The organism is Ureibacillus sp. GCM10028918 (genome assembly GCF_042666115.1).
In the GTDB taxonomy this organism is placed as follows: domain Bacteria; phylum Bacillota; class Bacilli; order Bacillales_A; family Planococcaceae; genus Ureibacillus.
The window spans coordinates 585,505-605,575 of record NZ_JBHTFK010000002.1 but is presented as its reverse complement, the minus strand read 5'-3'; the positions used below and the strand labels follow the sequence as shown (position 1 = coordinate 605,575).

General features: G+C 33.5%; 21 protein-coding genes and 2 pseudogenes. 5 read left to right on the top strand and 18 right to left on the bottom strand.

Annotated features, from left to right (window positions below; all coding sequences use genetic code 11):
* Window positions 1-6: 6 nt before the first annotated feature.
* The 4 genes from nikD to nikA are packed head-to-tail and all read right to left on the bottom strand — an operon-like array spanning window position 7 to window position 4,276.
* Window positions 7-837 carry a nickel import ATP-binding protein NikD gene (gene nikD / locus ACFQU5_RS03000; protein ID WP_390284555.1) on the bottom strand — a complete coding sequence of 277 codons (831 nt, stop codon included), beginning with the start codon at window positions 835-837 and terminating at the stop codon, window positions 7-9.
* Between the two features lie 18 nt (window positions 838-855).
* Complete coding sequence (nikC, locus tag ACFQU5_RS02995; protein ID WP_390284553.1) at window positions 856-1,686, bottom strand: nickel ABC transporter permease subunit NikC; 831 nt, start codon at window positions 1,684-1,686, stop codon at window positions 856-858.
* Window positions 1,683-2,627, bottom strand: a complete 945-nt coding sequence (gene nikB / locus ACFQU5_RS02990) for a nickel ABC transporter permease subunit NikB (protein WP_390284551.1) — start codon at window positions 2,625-2,627, stop codon at window positions 1,683-1,685. The genes nikC and nikB overlap by 4 nt, the downstream gene beginning before the upstream one ends.
* 17 nt (window positions 2,628-2,644) lie before the next feature.
* Window positions 2,645-4,276 (bottom strand): nickel ABC transporter substrate-binding protein, encoded by a 1,632-nt coding sequence (nikA, locus tag ACFQU5_RS02985; protein WP_390284549.1) that lies wholly within the window; start codon window positions 4,274-4,276, stop codon window positions 2,645-2,647.
* A gap of 106 nt (window positions 4,277-4,382) precedes the next feature.
* Between nikA and ACFQU5_RS02980 the strand changes: the two are divergent.
* From ACFQU5_RS02980 to ACFQU5_RS02970, 3 genes and pseudogenes are all read left to right on the top strand, one after another.
* A pseudogene (locus ACFQU5_RS02980) lies at window positions 4,383-4,640 on the top strand (DMT family transporter).
* A gap of 280 nt (window positions 4,641-4,920) precedes the next feature.
* Window positions 4,921-5,700 (top strand): annotated as a pseudogene (locus tag ACFQU5_RS02975) (IS110 family RNA-guided transposase); the annotation flags it as partial.
* Window positions 5,701-5,956: 256 nt separating this feature from the next.
* Complete coding sequence (locus tag ACFQU5_RS02970; protein WP_390284547.1) at window positions 5,957-6,196, top strand: hypothetical protein; 240 nt, start codon at window positions 5,957-5,959, stop codon at window positions 6,194-6,196.
* Window positions 6,197-6,431: 235 nt separating this feature from the next.
* On the opposite strand, the gene ACFQU5_RS02965 is transcribed toward ACFQU5_RS02970, so the two are convergent.
* The 5 genes from ACFQU5_RS02965 to ACFQU5_RS02945 form a co-directional block, all read right to left on the bottom strand.
* Window positions 6,432-7,364 (bottom strand): aminoglycoside phosphotransferase family protein, encoded by a 933-nt coding sequence (locus ACFQU5_RS02965; protein ID WP_390284712.1) that lies wholly within the window; start codon window positions 7,362-7,364, stop codon window positions 6,432-6,434.
* Between the two features lie 236 nt (window positions 7,365-7,600).
* Complete coding sequence (locus ACFQU5_RS02960; protein WP_390284545.1) at window positions 7,601-8,056, bottom strand: hypothetical protein; 456 nt, start codon at window positions 8,054-8,056, stop codon at window positions 7,601-7,603.
* Between the two features lie 3 nt (window positions 8,057-8,059).
* Complete coding sequence (locus ACFQU5_RS02955) at window positions 8,060-8,197, bottom strand: hypothetical protein (protein ID WP_390284543.1); 138 nt, start codon at window positions 8,195-8,197, stop codon at window positions 8,060-8,062.
* Window positions 8,198-8,395: 198 nt separating this feature from the next.
* A complete protein-coding gene (locus tag ACFQU5_RS02950; RefSeq protein ID WP_390284541.1) occupies window positions 8,396-8,902 on the bottom strand; it encodes a GrpB family protein in 507 nt (168 codons plus the stop codon).
* A gap of 235 nt (window positions 8,903-9,137) precedes the next feature.
* The gene (locus tag ACFQU5_RS02945; protein WP_390284539.1) at window positions 9,138-9,707 is read right to left on the bottom strand and encodes a hypothetical protein; all 570 of its coding nucleotides are present in this window, start codon (window positions 9,705-9,707) and stop codon (window positions 9,138-9,140) included.
* 338 nt (window positions 9,708-10,045) lie between these two features.
* On the opposite strand from ACFQU5_RS02945, the gene ACFQU5_RS02940 reads away from it, so the two are divergent.
* Entirely contained in the window at window positions 10,046-10,408 is a 363-nt protein-coding gene (locus ACFQU5_RS02940; RefSeq protein ID WP_390284537.1) for a DUF3888 domain-containing protein, read from the top strand.
* A gap of 175 nt (window positions 10,409-10,583) precedes the next feature.
* Here ACFQU5_RS02940 and ACFQU5_RS02935 read toward each other — a convergent pair whose 3' ends face one another.
* From ACFQU5_RS02935 to ACFQU5_RS02905, 7 genes are all read right to left on the bottom strand, one after another.
* On the bottom strand, window positions 10,584-11,117 hold the full coding sequence (locus ACFQU5_RS02935) for a hypothetical protein (RefSeq protein ID WP_390284535.1): 534 nt from the start codon (window positions 11,115-11,117) through the stop codon (window positions 10,584-10,586).
* Window positions 11,118-11,664: 547 nt separating this feature from the next.
* Entirely contained in the window at window positions 11,665-12,030 is a 366-nt protein-coding gene (locus ACFQU5_RS02930) for a hypothetical protein (RefSeq protein ID WP_390284533.1), read from the bottom strand.
* Between the two features lie 294 nt (window positions 12,031-12,324).
* Entirely contained in the window at window positions 12,325-12,693 is a 369-nt protein-coding gene (locus ACFQU5_RS02925; RefSeq protein ID WP_390284531.1) for a hypothetical protein, read from the bottom strand.
* 456 nt (window positions 12,694-13,149) lie between these two features.
* Window positions 13,150-13,506, bottom strand: a complete 357-nt coding sequence (locus ACFQU5_RS02920) for a hypothetical protein (RefSeq protein ID WP_390284529.1) — start codon at window positions 13,504-13,506, stop codon at window positions 13,150-13,152.
* A gap of 865 nt (window positions 13,507-14,371) precedes the next feature.
* Window positions 14,372-15,673: an NCS2 family permease gene (locus tag ACFQU5_RS02915; protein WP_390284527.1), complete on the bottom strand. Its 1,302-nt coding sequence runs from the start codon at window positions 15,671-15,673 to the stop codon at window positions 14,372-14,374.
* Between the two features lie 335 nt (window positions 15,674-16,008).
* Window positions 16,009-16,521: a hypothetical protein gene (locus tag ACFQU5_RS02910; RefSeq protein WP_390284525.1), complete on the bottom strand. Its 513-nt coding sequence runs from the start codon at window positions 16,519-16,521 to the stop codon at window positions 16,009-16,011.
* A 364-nt stretch (window positions 16,522-16,885) separates the two neighbouring features.
* Window positions 16,886-17,233, bottom strand: coding sequence for a winged helix-turn-helix transcriptional regulator (locus ACFQU5_RS02905; RefSeq protein WP_390284523.1), 348 nt, complete (start codon window positions 17,231-17,233; stop codon window positions 16,886-16,888).
* Between the two features lie 136 nt (window positions 17,234-17,369).
* Here ACFQU5_RS02905 and ACFQU5_RS02900 point away from each other — a divergent pair, with 136 nt between their 5' ends.
* The gene (locus ACFQU5_RS02900) at window positions 17,370-18,242 is read left to right on the top strand and encodes an SDR family oxidoreductase (protein ID WP_390284521.1); all 873 of its coding nucleotides are present in this window, start codon (window positions 17,370-17,372) and stop codon (window positions 18,240-18,242) included.
* A 239-nt stretch (window positions 18,243-18,481) separates the two neighbouring features.
* Here ACFQU5_RS02900 and ACFQU5_RS02895 read toward each other — a convergent pair whose 3' ends face one another.
* A complete protein-coding gene (locus tag ACFQU5_RS02895; RefSeq protein WP_390284519.1) occupies window positions 18,482-19,054 on the bottom strand; it encodes a hypothetical protein in 573 nt (190 codons plus the stop codon).
* A 223-nt stretch (window positions 19,055-19,277) separates the two neighbouring features.
* Complete coding sequence (locus tag ACFQU5_RS02890; RefSeq protein WP_390284517.1) at window positions 19,278-19,682, bottom strand: HIT family protein; 405 nt, start codon at window positions 19,680-19,682, stop codon at window positions 19,278-19,280.
* Between the last annotated feature and the right edge of the window lie 389 nt (window positions 19,683-20,071).

Below are 20,071 nucleotides of genomic sequence, written 5' to 3'. Positions count from 1 at the left end.
TAACTGTCACAACATATATGTATAAGGTTGTTTTTGAGAATATAAGGTCGGTCTTGTCCTTAACAGCTTCTTCGTGTATTCATGTTGTGGAGTCTCAAATAATTCTAACACATTTGCTGTTTCTACTATTCTCCCATGTTGCATTACAATTACATCATCAGCCATCTCTGAAATAACTCCAAGATCATGAGAAATGAGTAATATAGAAGTTCCATATTCAGTACGAATCTTGTCTAAAAGACGTAGTACTAATAATTGGCTATGAAGATCAAGTGCTGTAGTTGGCTCATCTGCAATAATAACGGAGGGCTGTAAGCATGCAGCCATGGCAATCATCACTCGTTGAAGCATACCTCCACTTAATTGAAAAGAGTAGCTCTTTAATAATTTATTGGGTTCTGGTAAATTTACACTTTCCATCATATCAATTGCAAGCTCCTTTGCTTGCTTTTTATTTAATGAAGTATGGGATTTAATCGTTTCAATAAATTGATGGCCAATCGTGAAAACGGGAGTAAAAGCATTCATCGGATTTTGCATAATATAAGCAATATCCTTTCCTCGGATTTTCCGCATTTCTTTATTTTCTAGACCATTCAATTCCCTACCTTTTAATGTAATGCTCCCTCTAATATCCATATGCTTCTTATCGTGTAGCTGAAGGATAGACATACTTGTAATGGTTTTACCACTACCGCTTTCCCCTACCAGACCTAGAATCTTCCCTTTTTTTATTCCAAAGTTAATGTCCTGAACAAGTGTGGAAAAACCCTCGTCGGTTGTTACTTGTACATGTAAGTCTTTTACATTTAAAATGTCTCGATTATTAGCTTCCATTCTCATCAATCCTTTTCATTAGCGGCGTTTAACCCCAAAATGTTCTGATAGTGATTCACCTAATAAATTAAAGGTAACAACAACTAGCATAATCATTAAGCCAGGATAAATCATTAATTCTGGATTTGTTCTAATAAATGACTTCCCCTCAAGTATCATTGCCCCCCATTCAGGTATAGGAGGTTGTACACCTAAGCCTAAAAATGACATGGATGATAAATTCATAATCGCCCAACCCATTTCTAATGTTCCCATTACCGCTAGTGATGGAAGAACATTCGGAATAATATGTTTCTTCATGATGGTCCATGTAGAAGAGCCACTGATTTTAGCTGTAGTAATATAGTTCTGTTCTTTCAGACTTAGAACCATTCCTCGAATTACCCTTGCGTAATAAACCCATTGTACGAGAATTAATCCTAGAATCACTTGTTTAAGACCAGCCCCCCAAATACCAACAAAACCGAGAACAAACAAAAGGCTTGGGATTGCCATCAGACCATCACCGAATCTCATTAATAATTGATCTACCCAACCACCTTTATACCCAGCAATGAGACCAATAATCAAACCAATACTTAAGGCTGATATAAAAATTAGCATGGCAAACCCTAGTGAGATACGAGCACCATATAGGATACGAGAAAACATACACCGACCTAAATGATCTGTTCCAAATGGGTAATCCATAGAAGGTGGCTGTAACTTATGAGCCAAATTGATGGCTATAGGGTCATTAGGTGCAATCCACGGTGCAAAGATTGTGATTAAAAATAACACGCACAACGTTAGAGAACAAATGACAATCACTTTTTGACTTTTTAATTTATCACGAAACTTTGCGATCATTGATACTGCCTTCCTTTTCTAGAAATACGTGGGTCTATATACATTTGGATAAGGTCGACAATTAAGTTGCTTATAAGAAATAAACCAGCTGCTAATAGTACATAACCTTGAATTACAGGAATATCACGGTTAAAAATAGCCTCAATAAAATACCGCCCAAACCCTGGCCATGAGAAAACTGCCTCTACAATTATAGCTCCAGTCATTAAGTTTCCTAAATTCATCCCAAGTCCAGTAATCATAGGAGAAATGGCAATTCTTAAAACATGTTTGCCCATTATGACTTTTTCATGTAGCCCTCTCGTCCGTGCGAAAAGCACATAAGACTCTTGTAAATTTCCAAGAACACTTGCACGTAATAGTCGGGTATATAAGGCTATTAAAGGAAAAGCCAACGTGACTGAAGGTAAAATTAAATGTTTCCAAGTGCCCGTGCCTTCTACTGGGAAAAGGTCCAATTTTACAGAAAAGAAAAAAATCATTAAATATCCTAGCCAAAATGATGGGATGGATGCCCCTATAAAAGAGAGGAAACGACTAAAATGGTCAATTCCACTGTTCTTTTTTATGCCTGCTAAAAAACCAATAGGAACACTTATTAAGATTGCAATCAAAAGACTACCTATAGTTAACTGAATAGTTGCCGGCATTCGAGAATAAATCTCTTCCCAAACAGGTTTATTCGTAACATAAGATATGCCGAAATCAAGTTGGCATATCTTACTAAGGGCGTTCACATATTGGATAAGGAGAGGCTGATCTAAGCCAAACTCATGTCTTTTTTGTTCTAACATCTCATCTGTTGCTTGGATATGTGCCGCAGCAAAGTATGCCTCAGCTGGATCCACTGGTGATAGGTTAATCATTCCAAATGTTAGTAAAGAAGCCAAAAGAAAGACTGGAACGATGGTGATTATTCGTTTCAAGACATAAGTACCCATGAAAACTCTCCTGTCGCTTATTTGTTTATACTAATTCCAGTAAAAGGATGTTCATCGCGGTTTGCAGGGAATTTAAAATTAGAAACATTCTTTTGATAAACTGCTATTTTTTTAATATACGAAACAGGTACAATGGCACCCTGATCTTGTAGTGATCCTAAAATTTCCGTGTATAGTTCTTGACGCTCTTTTTCATCAGTTGTTTGTTTAACCTTAGCAATTTGGTTCAGTAATTCCTCTTTATTAGGATAAGCTGAAATAGCTTCTCTAAATCCAAACCCTTCTGTAGCAACTATGTTTACGAAAGTATGTGGGTCATATGGAGATCCATAGTTACTAAAGAAGTTCATATCAAACTCATTCGCTTTAAATCTTTCAACTTGAGTGGTAAGCTCAACCCCAACAATATTTAATTTCACACCTAACCCTGCCCACTCAGATTGTAATATTTCAGCCATTGTTTTTTGAATGGATTCAGCAGAGTTATACATTAACTCGATTTCAAATGGCTTCCCATCTTTTTCTCGAATATTTTTACCTTCTGGCAACTTCCAGCCTGCTTCATCTAATAATGTTTTTGCTTTATCAATATCATAATCAATTGTGGTTGCATCAACATCTGATGTATAAGGGAAGTTTGTTGGTAGGATATAGTCAGCCTTCTCTTCCATACCAGATGTCACGCCCTCAACCATTGCTTGTTTATTAAATCCATAATGTAATGCTTGACGAACACGTAAATCTGAAAGCTGATCTTTATTCGTGTTCATAACTAGCTGTCTAGTAGCTACTGGTTCAGAAATGCTAGATTCATAGGAACCTGTGGATTCTAATTGCTTAAAAGAATCTATACTGATAACACCCTCACCATAAATAAGGTCTAAGTCACCTTTTTCGAAAGCAAGTACCCGTGTTTCAGCATCAGGAATAACTTTAACTTTAATTTTTTCTACACTTGGCAGTTCTCCCCAATAATTTTCGTTACGTTTGAAAATAGCAAATTCATCTACTTTATACTCTTCTAATACCCATGGGCCTGTCCCAACTGGCTTTTCTACACCTTTTGAGGTGTCGCCGTCTTGAGGGAATCCAGCTTCCCCTAGGAATCGTACCGGACGTACAACAGCCAACTCCTGAATCGTAGGGTAATATGCTTCAGTTAATGTTAATTTAAATGAATGCTCATCGATAACCTCTGTTTTTGCTATCTTCGAAATAAATCCTAACCAACTGTGTAAATCTACATTTGTTAATATTGCATCAAAATTCTTCTTCACAATCTCTGCATTAAAACTTGAGCCATCAGTAAATTTTACACCCTGACGTAAGTGGAACAAATATTCTTTTCCATCTTCGGAAATCTCCCATGACTCTGCTAAATGCGGTTTTAGCTCTCCCCCTTCTTGGTAGCTAACTAATGGTTCATATACCATGGATTGAGCAAATAATTGTGACGGATTATAGATATGCGGATTCATTTCACCTATATCCCTTGGCCAAGCAAAAGTAATCATATTGTCACTGTCAGAAGTAGATTCAGATTTTTCATTTTCTACGGATTCACTTGAACAACCAAGTAAAGCTATAGTTAAAATAAGAACCATTACAGACATAAGTATAAATCGTTTTTTACTTTTTGGGTTAATCATAAAAAGTTGTTCCTCCAATTTGATAATGATAATTATTATCAATAGTAGGTTGTGAACATCTGATTGTCAATACAATTTCAATACATTTAAGCTATTAATGTGGGAAATGTTTGGTGTTGCTAAGAACAATCAATTGCCCAGAAATCGTAATTGGCAATCATTAGTTCTTCCAATTCTTAGGTTTGAAGCAAGCTTTATATTCCTTGCTTAGTCAATGGAAACACTTCCTATGGGTACAGGTTATACAATTTGGACATGAATTGGCGTGTCTGGCGGAGCAATTTTAGGAATGGTTTTATCTGACGAATTGAATGATTGGGGACTTGGTGGTGTTGTTCAACAATATGGCCCGATCGTAATATGAGGTTAGCCAGATTTTTCTGGTTGACCTTTTTCGTTTAGGTCTTATTATAACGGTAGTCGGGGTAGAACGTCTGGCCCGTGGGACTTAATCCCGTCAACAAAACTGTTCACCCCCTACTTGTATAAACATGTTTCGAGCTGGTTGGGACAAGGATCCCGTTTAACAAGCGAACCTATGACATTACAAGCAGCTTTAGGGGTTACCGACGAATTTAGTTTTCTTTAGGAGGAGATTTAATTATGAATCCAGTCGTAGGTCTGGTGTTTCAAAAGGAGAAAGTCAGGTGCAAGCCTTTTTAGATCAGGTTTTCCATGAATATAGAAGTGTCTTTGGGAATCTCTATTCAAAAATTTCGTTACAGATTTTATCAATCTTCCCAACCTCCAAAGAGGTTTTAAGTGTTAGCGAATCAGATCTTACTAATAAAATTGCGGAATTATGTACAACCCGTTCAGAAAAATGGGCAAAAGAAAAAGCAATTAAATTGAGAGAAGCTGCATTACGTAATCCATTTCAAAACAACATGTACCAAAGCCATATCTTTAACCTAAGAATGTTTATTAACATTGTTCTTCAATATCAAGAGCATCTATCAAAGTTAGCAGCAGAAATAGATGCCCTCGCTAAAGAAATTGAAGAATATGAGATAATCCAGTCTATCCCTGGTGTTGGAGAAAAGATTGCGGCAACAATCATCTCTGAAATTGGAGAGATAGAGCGGTTTAATCATCCTAAAAAGCTAGTAGCATTCGCTGGAATAGATCCTAGCGTTTACTCTTCAGGTAGATTTACTGCTTCCATAAATCGCATAACCAAAAGAGGTTCTAGCAGGTTAAGGCAAGCATTGTTTATGGCTGTACAATGCGGTATTAGAGATGCACGTAAGCAAAAAACAAGTGATGAAATACTCCCTAGAAATAAGAAATTAAGAGCGTTCTACGATAAAAAACGCGAAGAAGGAAAACCTTTTAGAGTAGCCATAATTGCTTGTGCTAATAAGCTTTTACATTGGATTTATGCCCTACTAAAAAGGAAAGTAGCCTTCCAAAACGAGGATTAAAAAGTATATCTAAGCACATTAAACAAAACCTTCCAATTTTAAAGAGGAAGGCTTATTTGGTGTACCCTTTTTTAGTATAGCATGTAGGTTTTAATATTTTTATTGAAAAATCTTGACAACTATTAGCTGGTTTTGTTGAAAATTATAAACCACTTTGAGAACATTTCTTAACAGATTCCCTAATGTTTTCAAATTTTTACATTAAAATTCGTTCAGTTGCAGTGTATATTTATAAAAAGGGGAAAGGAGGAATAGTATGAAAAAATTTAAGTTAGGTATATTTTTTTGTATTCTTGTAATTTTAATAGTTTGTTCCAATAAAGAAGAAATAGCTTCTGTAGTTCAAGATAACACACCTCAAATTAACGAACTTAAAGAAGAAAATCAGAAATTAAAAGATGATTTACAGAATTTGAAAAGTGATTATAGTGTATACCTCCAACAATTAAATGTTCTTGCTTTAATTTTTGTGAACATCCCCCTAGCAAAAGGATAAATAACAACCATATGATTATCGAAAAGCTCTTCATAACTTCCCCTCGCTATTACTATACCTTGTGTACTTTTTGACGATAAGAATTTGTAAAAGTTTCAATTTTTAATATTTTTCTTATTAAAGATAATAGCCCTATTCATGAAGAAAGACCCTCTCCTTATCCAAGGAAAGCGCCCGATTGTGGAATATCAATAACAAAATGCTGCATAATAATTCCCATTTTGCAACAGCTCTTTTAATCAAATGTACATTCCTCCGAATACCACTTAGGTTTCATTTTACTAAAGTAATCATGATCTTCTAAAAAAGTGTAAACTTTACTTAACATATCATCCATGTTATCTGGAATAGTTTTTAAGGTCCAAATTACAGTAGAGAAGACACACATTGCCAGATAAAGGGAATAAAGTCTCCAAAAATATTCATCGGGTTCAGTATTATTAAAATACCCCCTGATTTGTCCTATAGAAAAAGGTATACTTACCTCTCGACTGAAGATGCCAATTTTAAGAAATTCATGAATAGGATCTCCCCAATCAAACCTGTTAAAATCTATAACTCCAGCAAATTGTTTATTGTTAACAATGATATTTCCAGGATGAAAATCATCATGTTGAAATAAATTCGGGCGATTTTTCATGAGTTGGATATTTTCCTCAATAAAGTTCATTATTTTTTGGTCGTTTTCAACTTTAATGCCACATGCTAAATAGTCGTCAATATATTTCTTATGCTTTTTCTCTTTCCTTGAATACCACGGAGTGACATGACTCGGAGCGGAAAATTGATGGATTTTCCTTAATTCTTTCCCAGCCTCAGAACCAATATCAAACTGTTTTTGTGCTGAGTATTTTTGGATTTCATCCTCGGCATCTTTACCCTCGATGTACGATGTGATCATGTAACCCCGACTTCCTAACTCACCCATAGAAATCGGCCGCGAACAAGTAACTTTATATTCCAGCATTCTTTCTAGAATAGAATATTCTTTCTTTTTTGATTCAAACTCTTCTAACTGAAATGTTCTAAGAAGTAACTTTTCGTTTTCATCATTCATATGTACTAGAAATTTTTCATCTGAGGAATACCCCTTATTAATTTGAATAACGTCCTTACAATTACTTATCATAGGGATTTGCTTTAATAGAGTTTTTTTATCTCTGCACATTGAAGCCACACACCTCCAGGGTAATTAAAGTCCATCAAATCCTATCTATACTTTAACATAAATATCCAATTTATTTATAGGTGTTGTTCAACAATCTGGCCCTATTCATGAAGAAAGACCCTCTCCTTATTCAAGGAAAGCGCCCAATTGTAGAATAACTATTTTTAATTATTGGCACTTTTAAATTTTATTATTATTTTTTATAACGCGATTTTATAAGGCTCAACACTTTTATGTTAATCCTCATCATCTAAAATAGAAACCACAAAAGAAGGTAAGAAGCTACTTACGTTTTTAAATGTAGAAAACTTTAAATCATTCGAAAAAATAGTAAGAGAAGTTCCTGCATACGGTAAATAATATACTGTATGACCCTCTTGGAGAATAATATCTATTGGAACGAGTGTAAACCCTGACCTATTTTTAAATTCATCACCAACTGAAAAACAGCCTTTTTGTGTTGACCGTAAAACGATATCATCCATACCACTAATAACATTTAATAAAGGGAAAATACCGCAAAATTGTTCGCCATTATTAACTTCAATAATAGTTACTAAATAACCGTTTTTAAATTGTTTACTCGTATATTGTTTTATTTTATGTTGTATACTTGTTTCTTCAAACATTTCTATAAAAGATTCTTGTACTTGTACACAAAAGTATAAAGGGAATGATTGGCTTTCTTTCATCCATCAACTTAATACATCGATCGGCATTCCATCTGCCTCTGGAAAAAAACAATCATAAACATAGCTAATATTTGCATTCATATCAAATGGAAGGGACTCTTTCCAATCTTCCATAGAGGATTGATAGATTTGGCATTTCATTTTATCACTCTTTTCTAAACCCAATTTTAAGTCAAAACAATTTTATTTATTTCTATATATCATTGAACAATTTGGCTATTTAATGCAAATCGAACGCATTCCTAATAAAGAAATGCGCCCGATTGTTGAAGATCAAAATAGTGATTACAACCTTTTACTTGTTGAATTAAAACCCCTTTAAGCTTAATAAATATACCTTTAAATCTTTTCTAAAATTGATTTAACAAATGCAGTTTTCTCTTCAGCATATTTGTGTTTATTATTTTTGTTTGACTTTGCCAAGTTAATTTTCAGTTGTTCGTATTCAATTCTTGCTTCAGTATTATCCCGCAAGTAATCTCTGAACTTTAGTTGTTCAATTAAATATTTATTTCCATATTGATACATATGGATTTGATGGGTTCTTGGTTCACCCTTACTAAAATAATGTCTCTCAGGTAAAATGTTTATTCCTTTATAAGAATATCCCAACTCCTCTAAAAGTGAGGAAGTCTTCCCACCAACATTAAAATCTGTGATCTCTATTGCTATGTCAATAATAGGTTTTGCACTTAAATATTTTACTGATGTACTTCCTATGTGGTGAATATTAATAATGTATCCACCTATTTTATCTTGTATTTTTTCTTTTTCTGATAAAAATTCCTTATTCCATTCTTCTGTCCAATGAACTAAAAAGACCTCACCACTTGGCAATCCTAACATAATATTCCTCCTTTAAACGTTATTACCGTTTTTTAGACATTGGAATATCATACCATATTTAAAGATTCTTGTTACACTAAAACTGCCCCTTTAGATTAAGTAGAATTCTACAGAAATTCACCCTTCAAAGTGTTGTTCCACAATATGACCCTTTTCATGAATAAAGACGCGTTCTTTATTAAAGAAACGCGCCCGATTGTTGAAAATCACTAAAACCTTCGTCAACGCTATAAGATTAATCTTCTTTCTTAAATGATTTAACTCTTTTTGAGTTCCATTTCCAAATTATGATTAACGAAATGGCTATAATTAAAATCGCAAGTTCAAAATCTAAATCCTTGTCATACTTGAACAACATTTTATAGCCCAAGTTAACCTCTTCTTTTGGTTTTAAACCATCACCAAGTAATTGTTCGTAATCGTTACTTGATTCTACTAAAACAATTGGGCTACAAGGACTATTAAGATAGTTCCCATTTTCTTCGTTCAAATAAATAATGTATTTGCTCCCCTTTTCAAAGTTATAAGCCCATGTAAAATCAGCTTCAAAAATTAATTGGGAATTTACTTCAGTTTTCCAACTTTTCTCAACGTCTACCAAAACATACTTTTTTGTCTCTTTTGGACCAGTGATTCCTTTTTGTTCAATATCATTTTTTACATTTAAAACTGTCCCAACAATCGCAGCATCAAAATGATTAATAGGTGGTCCTTCTAATTCAACGCAACTCAACGCTTTAATTTGAATTGGAAAAATTGAAGTTAGAGATATTGATAACATCATTATCAATAGTATTAATCTCATTATTCCTCCACAAGTTAAATTTACGAATTAGACGTCTTCGTTTAATTTACGTTTCAAAAATCTTCAATTTCTTTTTATACTTAACACCAGCCTTAGTTTAAGTCCAATTCTTCAAAACATTTACGTTATAAATACTTGTTTTACTTTCTCTACAATCTGGTCCTTTAAAGGAAAAAAGCGATCTTCTTTATTGTAGAATTGCGCCAGTTAATAGAACAACTAAATTACCTTTGCTGTATTTACCTAAAAATAATACATTATACACAGTTCGAAAAAAATTGTATCTCCTTCGTATTTTAGAACAATCTAAAGGAAAACGATTAGCGAGGTTTACCTTCATGAAAAAATGCCTTTCAATATTGTTTACCAGCATACTCCTTTTATCTTTTTCATCAGTAAAAGCTGAATCCGTCAATGTGGATGATGTACAAGTGCGTGATGACTTAATCCTTTATTTAATGATTCCTTTAATTATTAAAGAACTCGATAAAAATTATGGAAAACCTACGCAGTACGAAGACGCAAAAATCCTTAAAATCAAGAAAAGGGATGGCTATTTTGATGTTAATGTGCAGGTCACTACATTTGAAGGTGCCCACAATCCTCCTAATGACTTAGTGTCTATTACTTTTACAAATTATCATGCGCCAAATTGGCGAGCGATTGATTTCAAAAGTAAAAGGTTAACCTCCAACGAATAACCAAAAGCATACAGTATTGTCTAACTGGCAAGTATATAACTTCTTTCCTATTCAATTAAATGGCCCGTTTACTGAAAAAAGCACATTTCCTTTTCAAGAATTGCGCCCCAATTGTTGAATATCGTTATTCAACTAAAGGCCCCGTTAGTTAAACAAAAGAGTTTTTTGACTTAATTCAATAATAAGTAGAATTAGCTATCTGAACTAAAATTTCAGGAGTAATTTTTTCTGAGATTCTTTTATCTATACTGAACCTGTATTGTAAGTTATCTTTTTCAAAGATCAATAAAATTCCTCTTCCATAGTCCAACAAGTATGCAGTGTTTCCACCTTTAAGTTTAAATTTGTTTATAACTTCTTTATCCACTATCTTAATACTATCCTTTGGTGCTACACTTATCAGGAAATTATTCTTATTTAGTTTTTCATTTATAAATTCCATTTCAAAAAGATCTCCCTTGTCTCCTTCAATAGTTCGAGCATATACGTGAGTATAGACAACAGGTGGAACTCTTAATGGAAGTTGTAATTTCTCTTTATAGTGGTGTTCATAATCTCTTAATGCTTCACCTACTGATTTATATCCTATTTCAAGATAACTTTCTTCAATAGTTCGAGGTTGGTAGTGAGTATTGGCATTTACTTTTCCAATACATATTGTTCCACAAAACACGGTAGACATTAGTAAAAGTAGAATAAACTTGTTCAAATAAATCACCCTTTATTTATTATTTGAATTATTTTAACCAAGTCAATTCTTACTATCCTTATTCAACTATATGGCCCGATTGCTGAAAAAGCACAATTCCTTTTCAAGAATTGCGCCCGATTGTTGAACAAAATTAATATTATTTAATGCTTTTATCTTGATTAAGGGAGTTAATAATTTCAGTAAGTTTTTCGTTTTTCTCTCGGTCTAATTTTGTTTTTTCATTCGTGAACTTAACTACTTTGATTACAAAATAAATAGCCAAACTATAAGAACTAAATAAAAAAAGTAGGTAAAAAACTGAAAAGAATAAACAAATCCCCTGCCGTATACCCTATGTGATCCATAATAATCCTCCAAAAAAAGTATTATTTTGTATTTATAAAAATAATCTGGCCATTTAATTCCAATATCTTCTTCCTATTTTAACATAAATATCCAAATTAGTTATTCAGCGTTATTCTGCAATATGGCCCTCAAGAATTGCACCCGAATGTTGAAGTTGGTTATTTAACTAGAGCCTGCGTTAACGCAAAATGAAATCTTTTTATTTACTGGTAAACCCCTTCCCAAGAACTGTTTTTTTATCCAAGTCAACATAAACTACAAGGTTTCCAGTAGTATTTGTCTCAGTATTATTAAAAGTAACAGAATAAACTTGGTCTTTACCATAATTTATATCAATTGATGCTTTTATATCATTATTAACAGCTACTTGTTTTACAATTGAATCCTTTGGGCTTACTGGTATTAGAGCGTTTTCTTCATCCGTTAAACTATTGAAAGCTACCATCTCAATTGGTATTTGGCTTTCGGTCTTGGATACAGAGAAGAAAGATACCATTCCTATAACAATAAATATTAAAAGCACTCCAAAAATCCAAAAAGTGGGAATTTCAATTAATTTCTTCATAATTCTCTTCCCTTCAATTACTCTGCCATATTTATGTATATTATTTCACAACCATCATCGTTTTTTAACATAAATAACCAATTATTTAAAAAATGTTATTCAACAATCTGGCCCTTTTGTTGAATAACGATTAAGCATATATTAGCTGGTTTGTTAGATAGTGATTACTGCCTTTTGTTTGTTAAACTAAAGCCCTGATTAGTTTAAGTACAAACATGCATCAAATACTTTTATCAATCATTCTGCATGTTGTTCAATTTCAATTTCTTCTACGGATTCACCTGATAAAGTCCACTAACCTACTTGCTTTATTACTGTATCTTCAACTGTATATTCATACACCATTTTTGGTTCACTATTGAAAATTACATGTAGATATATAATAGATTCTATTTTAGAGTCGTCTGTATCATAAGCTTTCCAAGAATCTGTTGGATATTTTTCTTCTAAATGACCTTCTAATACTTCCATAGCTTTCTCGGTTTGTTGATTTATAATCATTGGTCTAATCGCACCTTGAAAAATATATGTACTAATTAAAACGATACCTAATATAACCCAAACAATCCTCCTAAATTTCTTAGGGATTAGAAAAGCTAGTAGACTAACTGCAAAAATACATATAGTAATAAAAAATAAACCAATCCAGATTGTTGGCTCCATCTTTTTCTCCTTACTGAATATCTAATAACTTCACTTTTATTAAAGAATTGCGCCCGGTTGTTGAATATTGAAAAACACCGAAAGCTGCAAATTAGTTCCTCTGTTTTTTTTCTAAAGCCTTCGAAAATCAGTATAAATAAGAAACTAGAACGAATCACTATTCAATCACTTAGAGAAAAGGACGGTATACCAGAGAAAAGCCTATTAAAGTTGTAACGACAATGGTCGCTATATAAATCACCTTATTATTTGCTTTTTGATAGAACCAAGAGCCTAATATTACTAAACTAAGGAAGTTAAATATGAGTTGAAACAAAAAAGTATGGTTGCTATATAAATAAATACTTACACCAATTGTTTCGGCAGCTAATCCGCTTACAGGTAATGCGTACAAAAAATTACTCAGTTTGTTATCTTTGTTCCAAAAGTAAAGCACAAAACTAATCGCACTACAAACTAAGGCAAAAACACTATATAGTAGAAAAAGGACCCATTGAAATCCTTCATTGTAGAATCTTGGAATAAAAAAGCCAGTATATAGTTTAAGTAGTAGAAACTGAAATTCATAGCCATTAGGTACAATAGAACGTTAATAGCAGCATTTTTATTAGAAGAACTAAAATATATAATTAATGTCACTGTTAACATCCAAAAACCAAATAAAGTTGCTATTGAGCTGAAACTCCATAAATCATCATTTGGGAAAAAATCCGATAATCTAGTGATAATGCCTGCCCCCAATCCTAACCCGACAAATAGTATGTAGGACTTCAATTCGATTTGGACTTTTTGAGAATGTACTGCCACTGTCATTAAAACTCTCCTCCGTATTGCCTTTATTTCAATTATAGCTATTACTCTTATAATTCCAATTTTAACATAAATATCCGTAACCAAATAATGGTTCTATTCCGTTAAATGGCCCGATTGCTGAATAACACTTTTTTTTCAAAACGACAAAGTTTATAATGTTTCACAAAAAAGTCAATCATCCACTAATCAAATAAAAAGCTACATTCACTGGTCCTTCTTTACATAGTTGAGAGGACCTCTTTTTATTACTTCTATCAATATAAAAATACCATTACTGTTACTGTTTAATTTGAAGAGATTCCCCTCCACTCGTAATGTGAACATCGCCTTTTCGTGTTAAATACACTTTCGTTAATGCGGATTCAATTAAAAACGTTCAATCCCTTTTGTATCAAGGGTTTGAACGTTATTGGTTCAAGAAGCTAATTCAGGTTAACTCTAACTATGTTCACTAAACTCTTTTTCGAATATCGGACCGAGTAATTGATGAATTGCCTGTTGAACTACTTCTTGCGACCAACCGTTTTCGACTGTATCTATGTACATCCGCAAGACGTCCCAGGGTAAGACAGCTATCTTTCCTGTTTTTCTCGCTTGATATACTCTACAAAGTTACGCACATCTTTTGTACTTTGATTTGTATTGGAGTCTCATCCCTTTGTAGAGCCTTGGTATCAGCTTTCTGTTCGTCGAGCCAAGATTTTATTCCACGCTTCCTCCAGCCCTTATCTCGCGATAAGTACCTTGCGCTTCCTTAGTGGTTGGTTGATGTGTACCTCCACAGTGGACTTTCACTACCTAGATAGTTGCCATGCCTGGCACACAATAAAAAAGCCTCTCGCTTTAAACGAGAGGCTTGAAGTTTTTAGTGAGGCATAAATACTAACTGGATAATGAATAAAATCGCGAAGAAGTAAAGTAATGGGTGAACATCTTTACCTTCACCCTTGAATAACTTAAATAATGGGTAAGAAATAAACCCGAATGCGATACCAGTTGAAATACTAGATGTTAATGGCATGATTAAAATAACTAAAAATGCTGGGATTGCTTCTTCAACTTTATCCCATTCGATACCGCGAACAGCACCAATCATTAAACTACCTACGATAATTAATGCAGGTGAAGTAATGGCAGAAACACTTGCTAACGCACCCGCTAATGGTGAAAAGAATGCAGTAATTAAAAATAGTACTGCAACTGTTAACGACGTTAAACCTGTACGTCCACCCATTGCTACGCCAGAAGAAGATTCTACGTAAGCTGTTGTTGGGCTTGTACCAAACATTGAACCGATTGTTGTTGCTAATGAGTCACCAAGGAATGCTTGACGTGCTCGTGGTAATTTATCATCTTTTAAAATACCAGCTTGTTTGGCAACGCCGACCATTGTACCTGTTGTGTCGAATAATGTAACTAAAATGAACGAGAATACTGTCCCGTATAAGCCGTATTTAATTACATCGCCTAATGCTTCAATTGGATTCCATACTAAAATACCTTCTGGTAATGCTGGCATAGCAACAACACCATCAAATGTTAAGTTACCAGTAAATGCAGCGATTATTGCAGTGACAATCGTACCCCAGAAAATTGCACCGAATACACGGTACATGATTAAAATAGCAGTAACAAAAACACCTACGATCGTTAACCAAACCATAGGGCTTGATAAATCGCCTAATTTTACTAAGTTTGATTCGTCACCTGTCACTAGGCCTGCTGAACGCATACCGATGAAAGCGATGAATAAACCGATACCAGCCGTAATGGCTAATTTTAAGTTATTTGGAATTGCTTTTACGAGCATTTGTCGTAAAGGCGTTAAGCTAATAATGAAGAAAATAATACCGGCTACGAATACAGCAGAAAATGCTGTCATATAGTCAATTTCACCTTTAGAAGCTTGGACAACCGTGAACGTAAAGAATGCGTTCAGACCCATACCAGGAGCCATTGCGATTGGATAATTTGCAAATAGTGCTAACCATAACGTACCAAATACAGCAGCGATAATTGTCGCTGTAAATACTTGTTCACTAGGCACACCAGCAATAGATAGAATTGAAGGGTTAACGATTACAACGTATACCATTGTAAAGAAAGTCGTTAAACCTGCTAAAATTTCAGTTTTTACAGTAGTATTATTTTCTTTTAGTCGAAACAAAAAGTTCAACCTCCTAAATACGAACATTTAACACAACGAAATAAATAATATTCGGTTTTTAGTTTTAATGCAAGTGTTTTTATGTGAATTTTCGTCTCATACAAAAAGTTGTTATAATAAGAATATTTAGAATATTGGGAGATGGTCATGTGATAATCAACCAACGAAACGTTTAAGCAATGGAGTAGAAATTCCGATTATCGGTTTAGTCGTTTATAAAATGACAAATCCATCCACAATATGGCCCTATAATTGAATAAAGCACTCTCCTTATTCAAGAAAAGCGCCCGATTGTTGAATATTGAAATCATGAAATCTGCAAAATCATTTCTCAGTTATTTTGAAAAATCCCCAGTAAATTTAAGTGAATTATTACTATATTTTGGATTTACTAACCAATTCTCCATAACCTGTTCTACGTTCACGTCTTTTGGCATTCTAATGAAAGCCTTTTTTAAATGCTCGATATCAGACTCTAAAAAAAGAATTTTTTCATTAGAATTTTTTGCATAATAACAATATCCTTCATATTCAATTTGATTTATATATACGATAGGATGTTCGTGTTCCATCGAGCAAAGGATCATTTCTGCATTTAAATTTGCATATATGGATTCTACTTGATATAAAAAATCTTTGTGTATAGGGATGACTGGGGCATATAAGTATTCTCGTTGTTCATCTCCTAAATATTGTTCTTCAACAAAAATTTCATAATAATCCGATTCTCTAAATTTTTCTTTTTCACGTTCTTTAAGGAAAAGATTAATAAATTTATTTGATAGTTTATGTAAATGTCGATGTGGAGGAAGATTCTCTCCAAATAATAATAAAGTTAATTTTTCCATCCAATACTCCTAACTTATTTAATACCTTTTTTCTTAACTAAGGTAGATAATTCATTTCATCTTCAATAATTCGTTCGATTACTTTAAGTATACTTCTTCATAATTACTTTTCAATCTAATCGTAAATATCTCTTTAAGTGAGTTACTCCAGAATCTGGCGCGATTGCTGAAGAAGGCACAATTCTACTCAAGAATTGCGCCCTTTAACGGAATAACGAAAATTAGAAAAAAGAATATGAATCAGCTTATTTTTTCTGGAACTAACGCCCTCGTTAGTTGAAAATGAAACTATTTAAGCATAACTAAAAAGTTAAAGACCAGTTTGTGCTTTAAGCTTTTAGTTATTTGATGATGGATTACCTATTTATTTACTCTTTAAATGTTTTTTACTCCAATCACCCATACTATCAAGTATAGGAATAAAACTCTGCCCCAAAGGTGTTAACGAGTATTCGACTTTAGGTGGAACTTCTTTAAATACTTCTCTGTGAACCATTTGGTCTTCTTCCAACTCTCTCAACTGACGTGTCAGTATTCCTTTTGAGATATTAGGCAATAATTTTTGAAGTTCATTAAATCTTCTTGTCTTTGTACTTAAATGCCATAGAATAATGATTTTCCATTTTCCCGCAATTATGTCTTGAGCTTGTGTAACAGGACAAACCTCTATTTGTTCCTCTGGCGGTTCGCCGACGAACCAACTTCGTGCCATAGTAAATACCTCTCTTTCTTTATGGTACTATTTTTGTGACTATGTTATAAAAAAATGACTACTTTTAAAAAAATATCTAACACTATAATATTAGATTAAGCTTAATAATTAAACAAAAAGATTGGAGAGATAACTAATGAAATTATTAGTAACAGGAGCAACAGGAAAATTTGGCACCAAAGTTGTAGAGGCTTTATTGAAGACTGTACCAGCCAGTCAACTAGCTGTAAGTGTTCGTATTCCAGAGAAAGCGAAAGGGTTACAGGCTCGTGGAATAGAAGTTCGACAAGGAGATTTTGATTATCCGGAAACATTGGACTCGGCTTTTGCAGGAATTGAACGCTTATTAATAATTTCTGCGGATGGAGATAATGAAACAAGGATCCGTCAACATGCCAATGCAGTGGCTGCGGCAGAACGTGCTGGGATTAAATTCATTGCGTATACCAGCATAGCAGATGCACAAGAAAGTACAAATTTATTCGCACCAACGCACAAGGCAACTGAGGAAGCGATTAAGAAAACAGGCATTCCTTATTCCTTCTTGCGTAATAATTGGTACTTAGAGAATGAAATTCCAAGCATTCAAGGTGTCCTAGCAGGGGCTCCTTGGGTGACATCAGCAGGTAATGGAAAAGTCGGATGGGTATTACAACAAGATTATGCCGAAGCAGCAGCTGCGATATTATCTAGTAATGGGCATGAAAATACCATATATGAGTTTTCTGGTAAGCCTTTGACTCAGGAAGAATTTGTTTCTGTCCTTGGGGATTTACTGGGTAAAGAAATACCTATTCAACAAGTAGATGATGCTACTTATGCCGATATTATGAAGGCTGCTGGCATACAGGATTTCGTTATTCCTATACTTGTTGACATCCAAAGAAGCATTCGAGAAGGCTCATTAGATTTCGAGAGTAAGGATTTCGAAAAAGTTCTTGGTCGTCCAGCTACGCCAATCAAAGAGGCACTTACTCAAATTGTAAATGGAATTACCCAAAATAAATAATTGAACTAAATCGACCTTATTTACCCTAAATAGGGTCGGTCTTGTTATTACGTTTAACAAAAAACTAGGGATAGATACAATTCTCTAGTTTTTCTTATTTGTATCAAATGTCATAAAATGTTTGCTCCACAATCTGGCCCGATTGTTGAATAACCATATATCTCTTTAATCAAAAAACCATCATTAATTCTAAAACCTCATAAAAGTGATTTAGCTCTCCCTGGAAATAAACATTTTAGTTAATTTTCACTTTCAGTTACATATTCAATAGAATTCGCTATCTGAACGAGCATCTCTGGTGTAACTTTATCAGAAACATCTTTATCAATACTTAACACATATTGCCACTGCTCTCTCTCAAAGACTAACATATTAAATCCAAATTTAGGATCATTGATAAATAATGCATCATGCCCACTGTTTAGTTTCAAAACTTGTGTAGTATATTTATTAAAAGGAATTTTATGCTGAACTGGTCGAACATCAATTTTATAATGATTTTTAGGAGCTTGATCACTTATCATTGTCACTTCAAATTGATCGTTCGTTTCACCATCTAAATTACTAAACCTTCCGAAATGATGCGTAAAACTAATTGGTGGTACTCTTAACGGTAGCTTAAGTTCTTGTTTAAAATGTTGTTCAAAATCTTTATGTGCAGCTTCTACCGTTTTGTATCCTATTTCAGGGAAAAATTCTTCAAATGGTTGTGGTGAATCACTCTGATTAGCATTTGCTATTTCTTTATTTATTCCAAATATAAAGACAGCAAATAATAACAATGAAAGTGGAAATATTTTATTCAATTCCATCACTCCTATAAATACTAATACGTGTATTTTCTCCAAGTTGACTACATCTATTCTTCTTCCATGAAGCTGGCCTTTAAATTGAAAAGACACATTCCCTATGCGAGAAATGCGCCCTTTAACGGAAGACTCGATTCTAAATTAACTTTGAAGAGCATAAAAATAATCTTACTTTTTTCCAAATGATTTAAGATTTAAGGAATCTTGAAATCCAACTTTGGTTGCATTATAGGTATTCAATTAACTTCATTTTTAGTAATTTGAAATCAACATCATTTACATCAATATCTGGTTCGACCCAAGAGAATCCATCATCCTTAAATCTCGGTACTATATGCATATGATAATGTTCCACATCTTTAAAAATTCCATTATTTTGCATAATGGTTATACCATCAGTATTTAGTAATTTTTCGAGCGATTGAGCAATTTTTTGAGCAGTGAGGATAATTTCTATGAGGCTATTTGAATCGACCTCGCTAAACTCTTGATAGTGTTTTTGGGGAACAACTAAAACGTGCCCTTTATTTATTGGAAATTTGTCTAAAAAGCAACAGACAAAATCATTCTCGTATATAATATAGGCCTTCTCTTTTTTTGAAATAATCTCACAAAATATACACGATTCCATTTTTCTCCTCCTACTTACATACACTAATATTAAGTTTCGGTTTTACTGTGTGCTTCACTATTGCGCCCGATCATAACCATTCATAAAAAACTAAATACTTATGAGGTTATTGTCTTTGGTTAATTATAGCCAGCCATTAACATATGTTAGTAAACCAATAAGAGCACCAATACCAGCTGCAGGAAATACATAAAGAGCTAGCTGTAAATCCTGTTTTTCTTTTTTACCCGCTTCTTTATACATATTTTTACCTCCTACGTTTATTTTTTCACAATTCCAACTATTTTTTACCATAAATATCCAACTTTTTTTCAGAAAGTTGTTATTCAATTAAATGGCCCTATTCATGAAGAAAGACCCTCTCCTTATTCAAGGAAAGCGCCCGATTG

What these genes read in the sequence shown, in the direction of transcription:
- nikD (WP_390284555.1), bottom strand. Translation starts at nt 837, where the DNA reads ATGGAAGCTAATAATCGAGACATTTTAAATGTAAAAGACTTACATGTA.
- nikC (WP_390284553.1), bottom strand. Translation starts at nt 1,686, where the DNA reads ATGATCGCAAAGTTTCGTGATAAATTAAAAAGTCAAAAAGTGATTGTC.
- nikB (WP_390284551.1), bottom strand. Translation starts at nt 2,627, where the DNA reads ATGGGTACTTATGTCTTGAAACGAATAATCACCATCGTTCCAGTCTTT.
- nikA (WP_390284549.1), bottom strand. Translation starts at nt 4,276, where the DNA reads ATGATTAACCCAAAAAGTAAAAAACGATTTATACTTATGTCTGTAATG.
- ACFQU5_RS02970 (WP_390284547.1), top strand. Translation starts at nt 5,957, where the DNA reads ATGAAAAAATTTAAGTTAGGTATATTTTTTTGTATTCTTGTAATTTTA.
- ACFQU5_RS02965 (WP_390284712.1), bottom strand. Translation starts at nt 7,364, where the DNA reads ATGTGCAGAGATAAAAAAACTCTATTAAAGCAAATCCCTATGATAAGT.
- ACFQU5_RS02960 (WP_390284545.1), bottom strand. Translation starts at nt 8,056, where the DNA reads ATGAAAGAAAGCCAATCATTCCCTTTATACTTTTGTGTACAAGTACAA.
- ACFQU5_RS02955 (WP_390284543.1), bottom strand. Translation starts at nt 8,197, where the DNA reads ATGAAATGCCAAATCTATCAATCCTCTATGGAAGATTGGAAAGAGTCC.
- ACFQU5_RS02950 (WP_390284541.1), bottom strand. Translation starts at nt 8,902, where the DNA reads ATGTTAGGATTGCCAAGTGGTGAGGTCTTTTTAGTTCATTGGACAGAA.
- ACFQU5_RS02945 (WP_390284539.1), bottom strand. Translation starts at nt 9,707, where the DNA reads ATGAGATTAATACTATTGATAATGATGTTATCAATATCTCTAACTTCA.
- ACFQU5_RS02940 (WP_390284537.1), top strand. Translation starts at nt 10,046, where the DNA reads ATGAAAAAATGCCTTTCAATATTGTTTACCAGCATACTCCTTTTATCT.
- ACFQU5_RS02930 (WP_390284533.1), bottom strand. Translation starts at nt 12,030, where the DNA reads ATGAAGAAATTAATTGAAATTCCCACTTTTTGGATTTTTGGAGTGCTT.
- ACFQU5_RS02925 (WP_390284531.1), bottom strand. Translation starts at nt 12,693, where the DNA reads ATGGAGCCAACAATCTGGATTGGTTTATTTTTTATTACTATATGTATT.
- ACFQU5_RS02920 (WP_390284529.1), bottom strand. Translation starts at nt 13,506, where the DNA reads ATGACAGTGGCAGTACATTCTCAAAAAGTCCAAATCGAATTGAAGTCC.
- ACFQU5_RS02910 (WP_390284525.1), bottom strand. Translation starts at nt 16,521, where the DNA reads ATGGAAAAATTAACTTTATTATTATTTGGAGAGAATCTTCCTCCACAT.
- ACFQU5_RS02905 (WP_390284523.1), bottom strand. Translation starts at nt 17,233, where the DNA reads ATGGCACGAAGTTGGTTCGTCGGCGAACCGCCAGAGGAACAAATAGAG.
- ACFQU5_RS02900 (WP_390284521.1), top strand. Translation starts at nt 17,370, where the DNA reads ATGAAATTATTAGTAACAGGAGCAACAGGAAAATTTGGCACCAAAGTT.
- ACFQU5_RS02895 (WP_390284519.1), bottom strand. Translation starts at nt 19,054, where the DNA reads ATGGAATTGAATAAAATATTTCCACTTTCATTGTTATTATTTGCTGTC.
- ACFQU5_RS02890 (WP_390284517.1), bottom strand. Translation starts at nt 19,682, where the DNA reads ATGGAATCGTGTATATTTTGTGAGATTATTTCAAAAAAAGAGAAGGCC.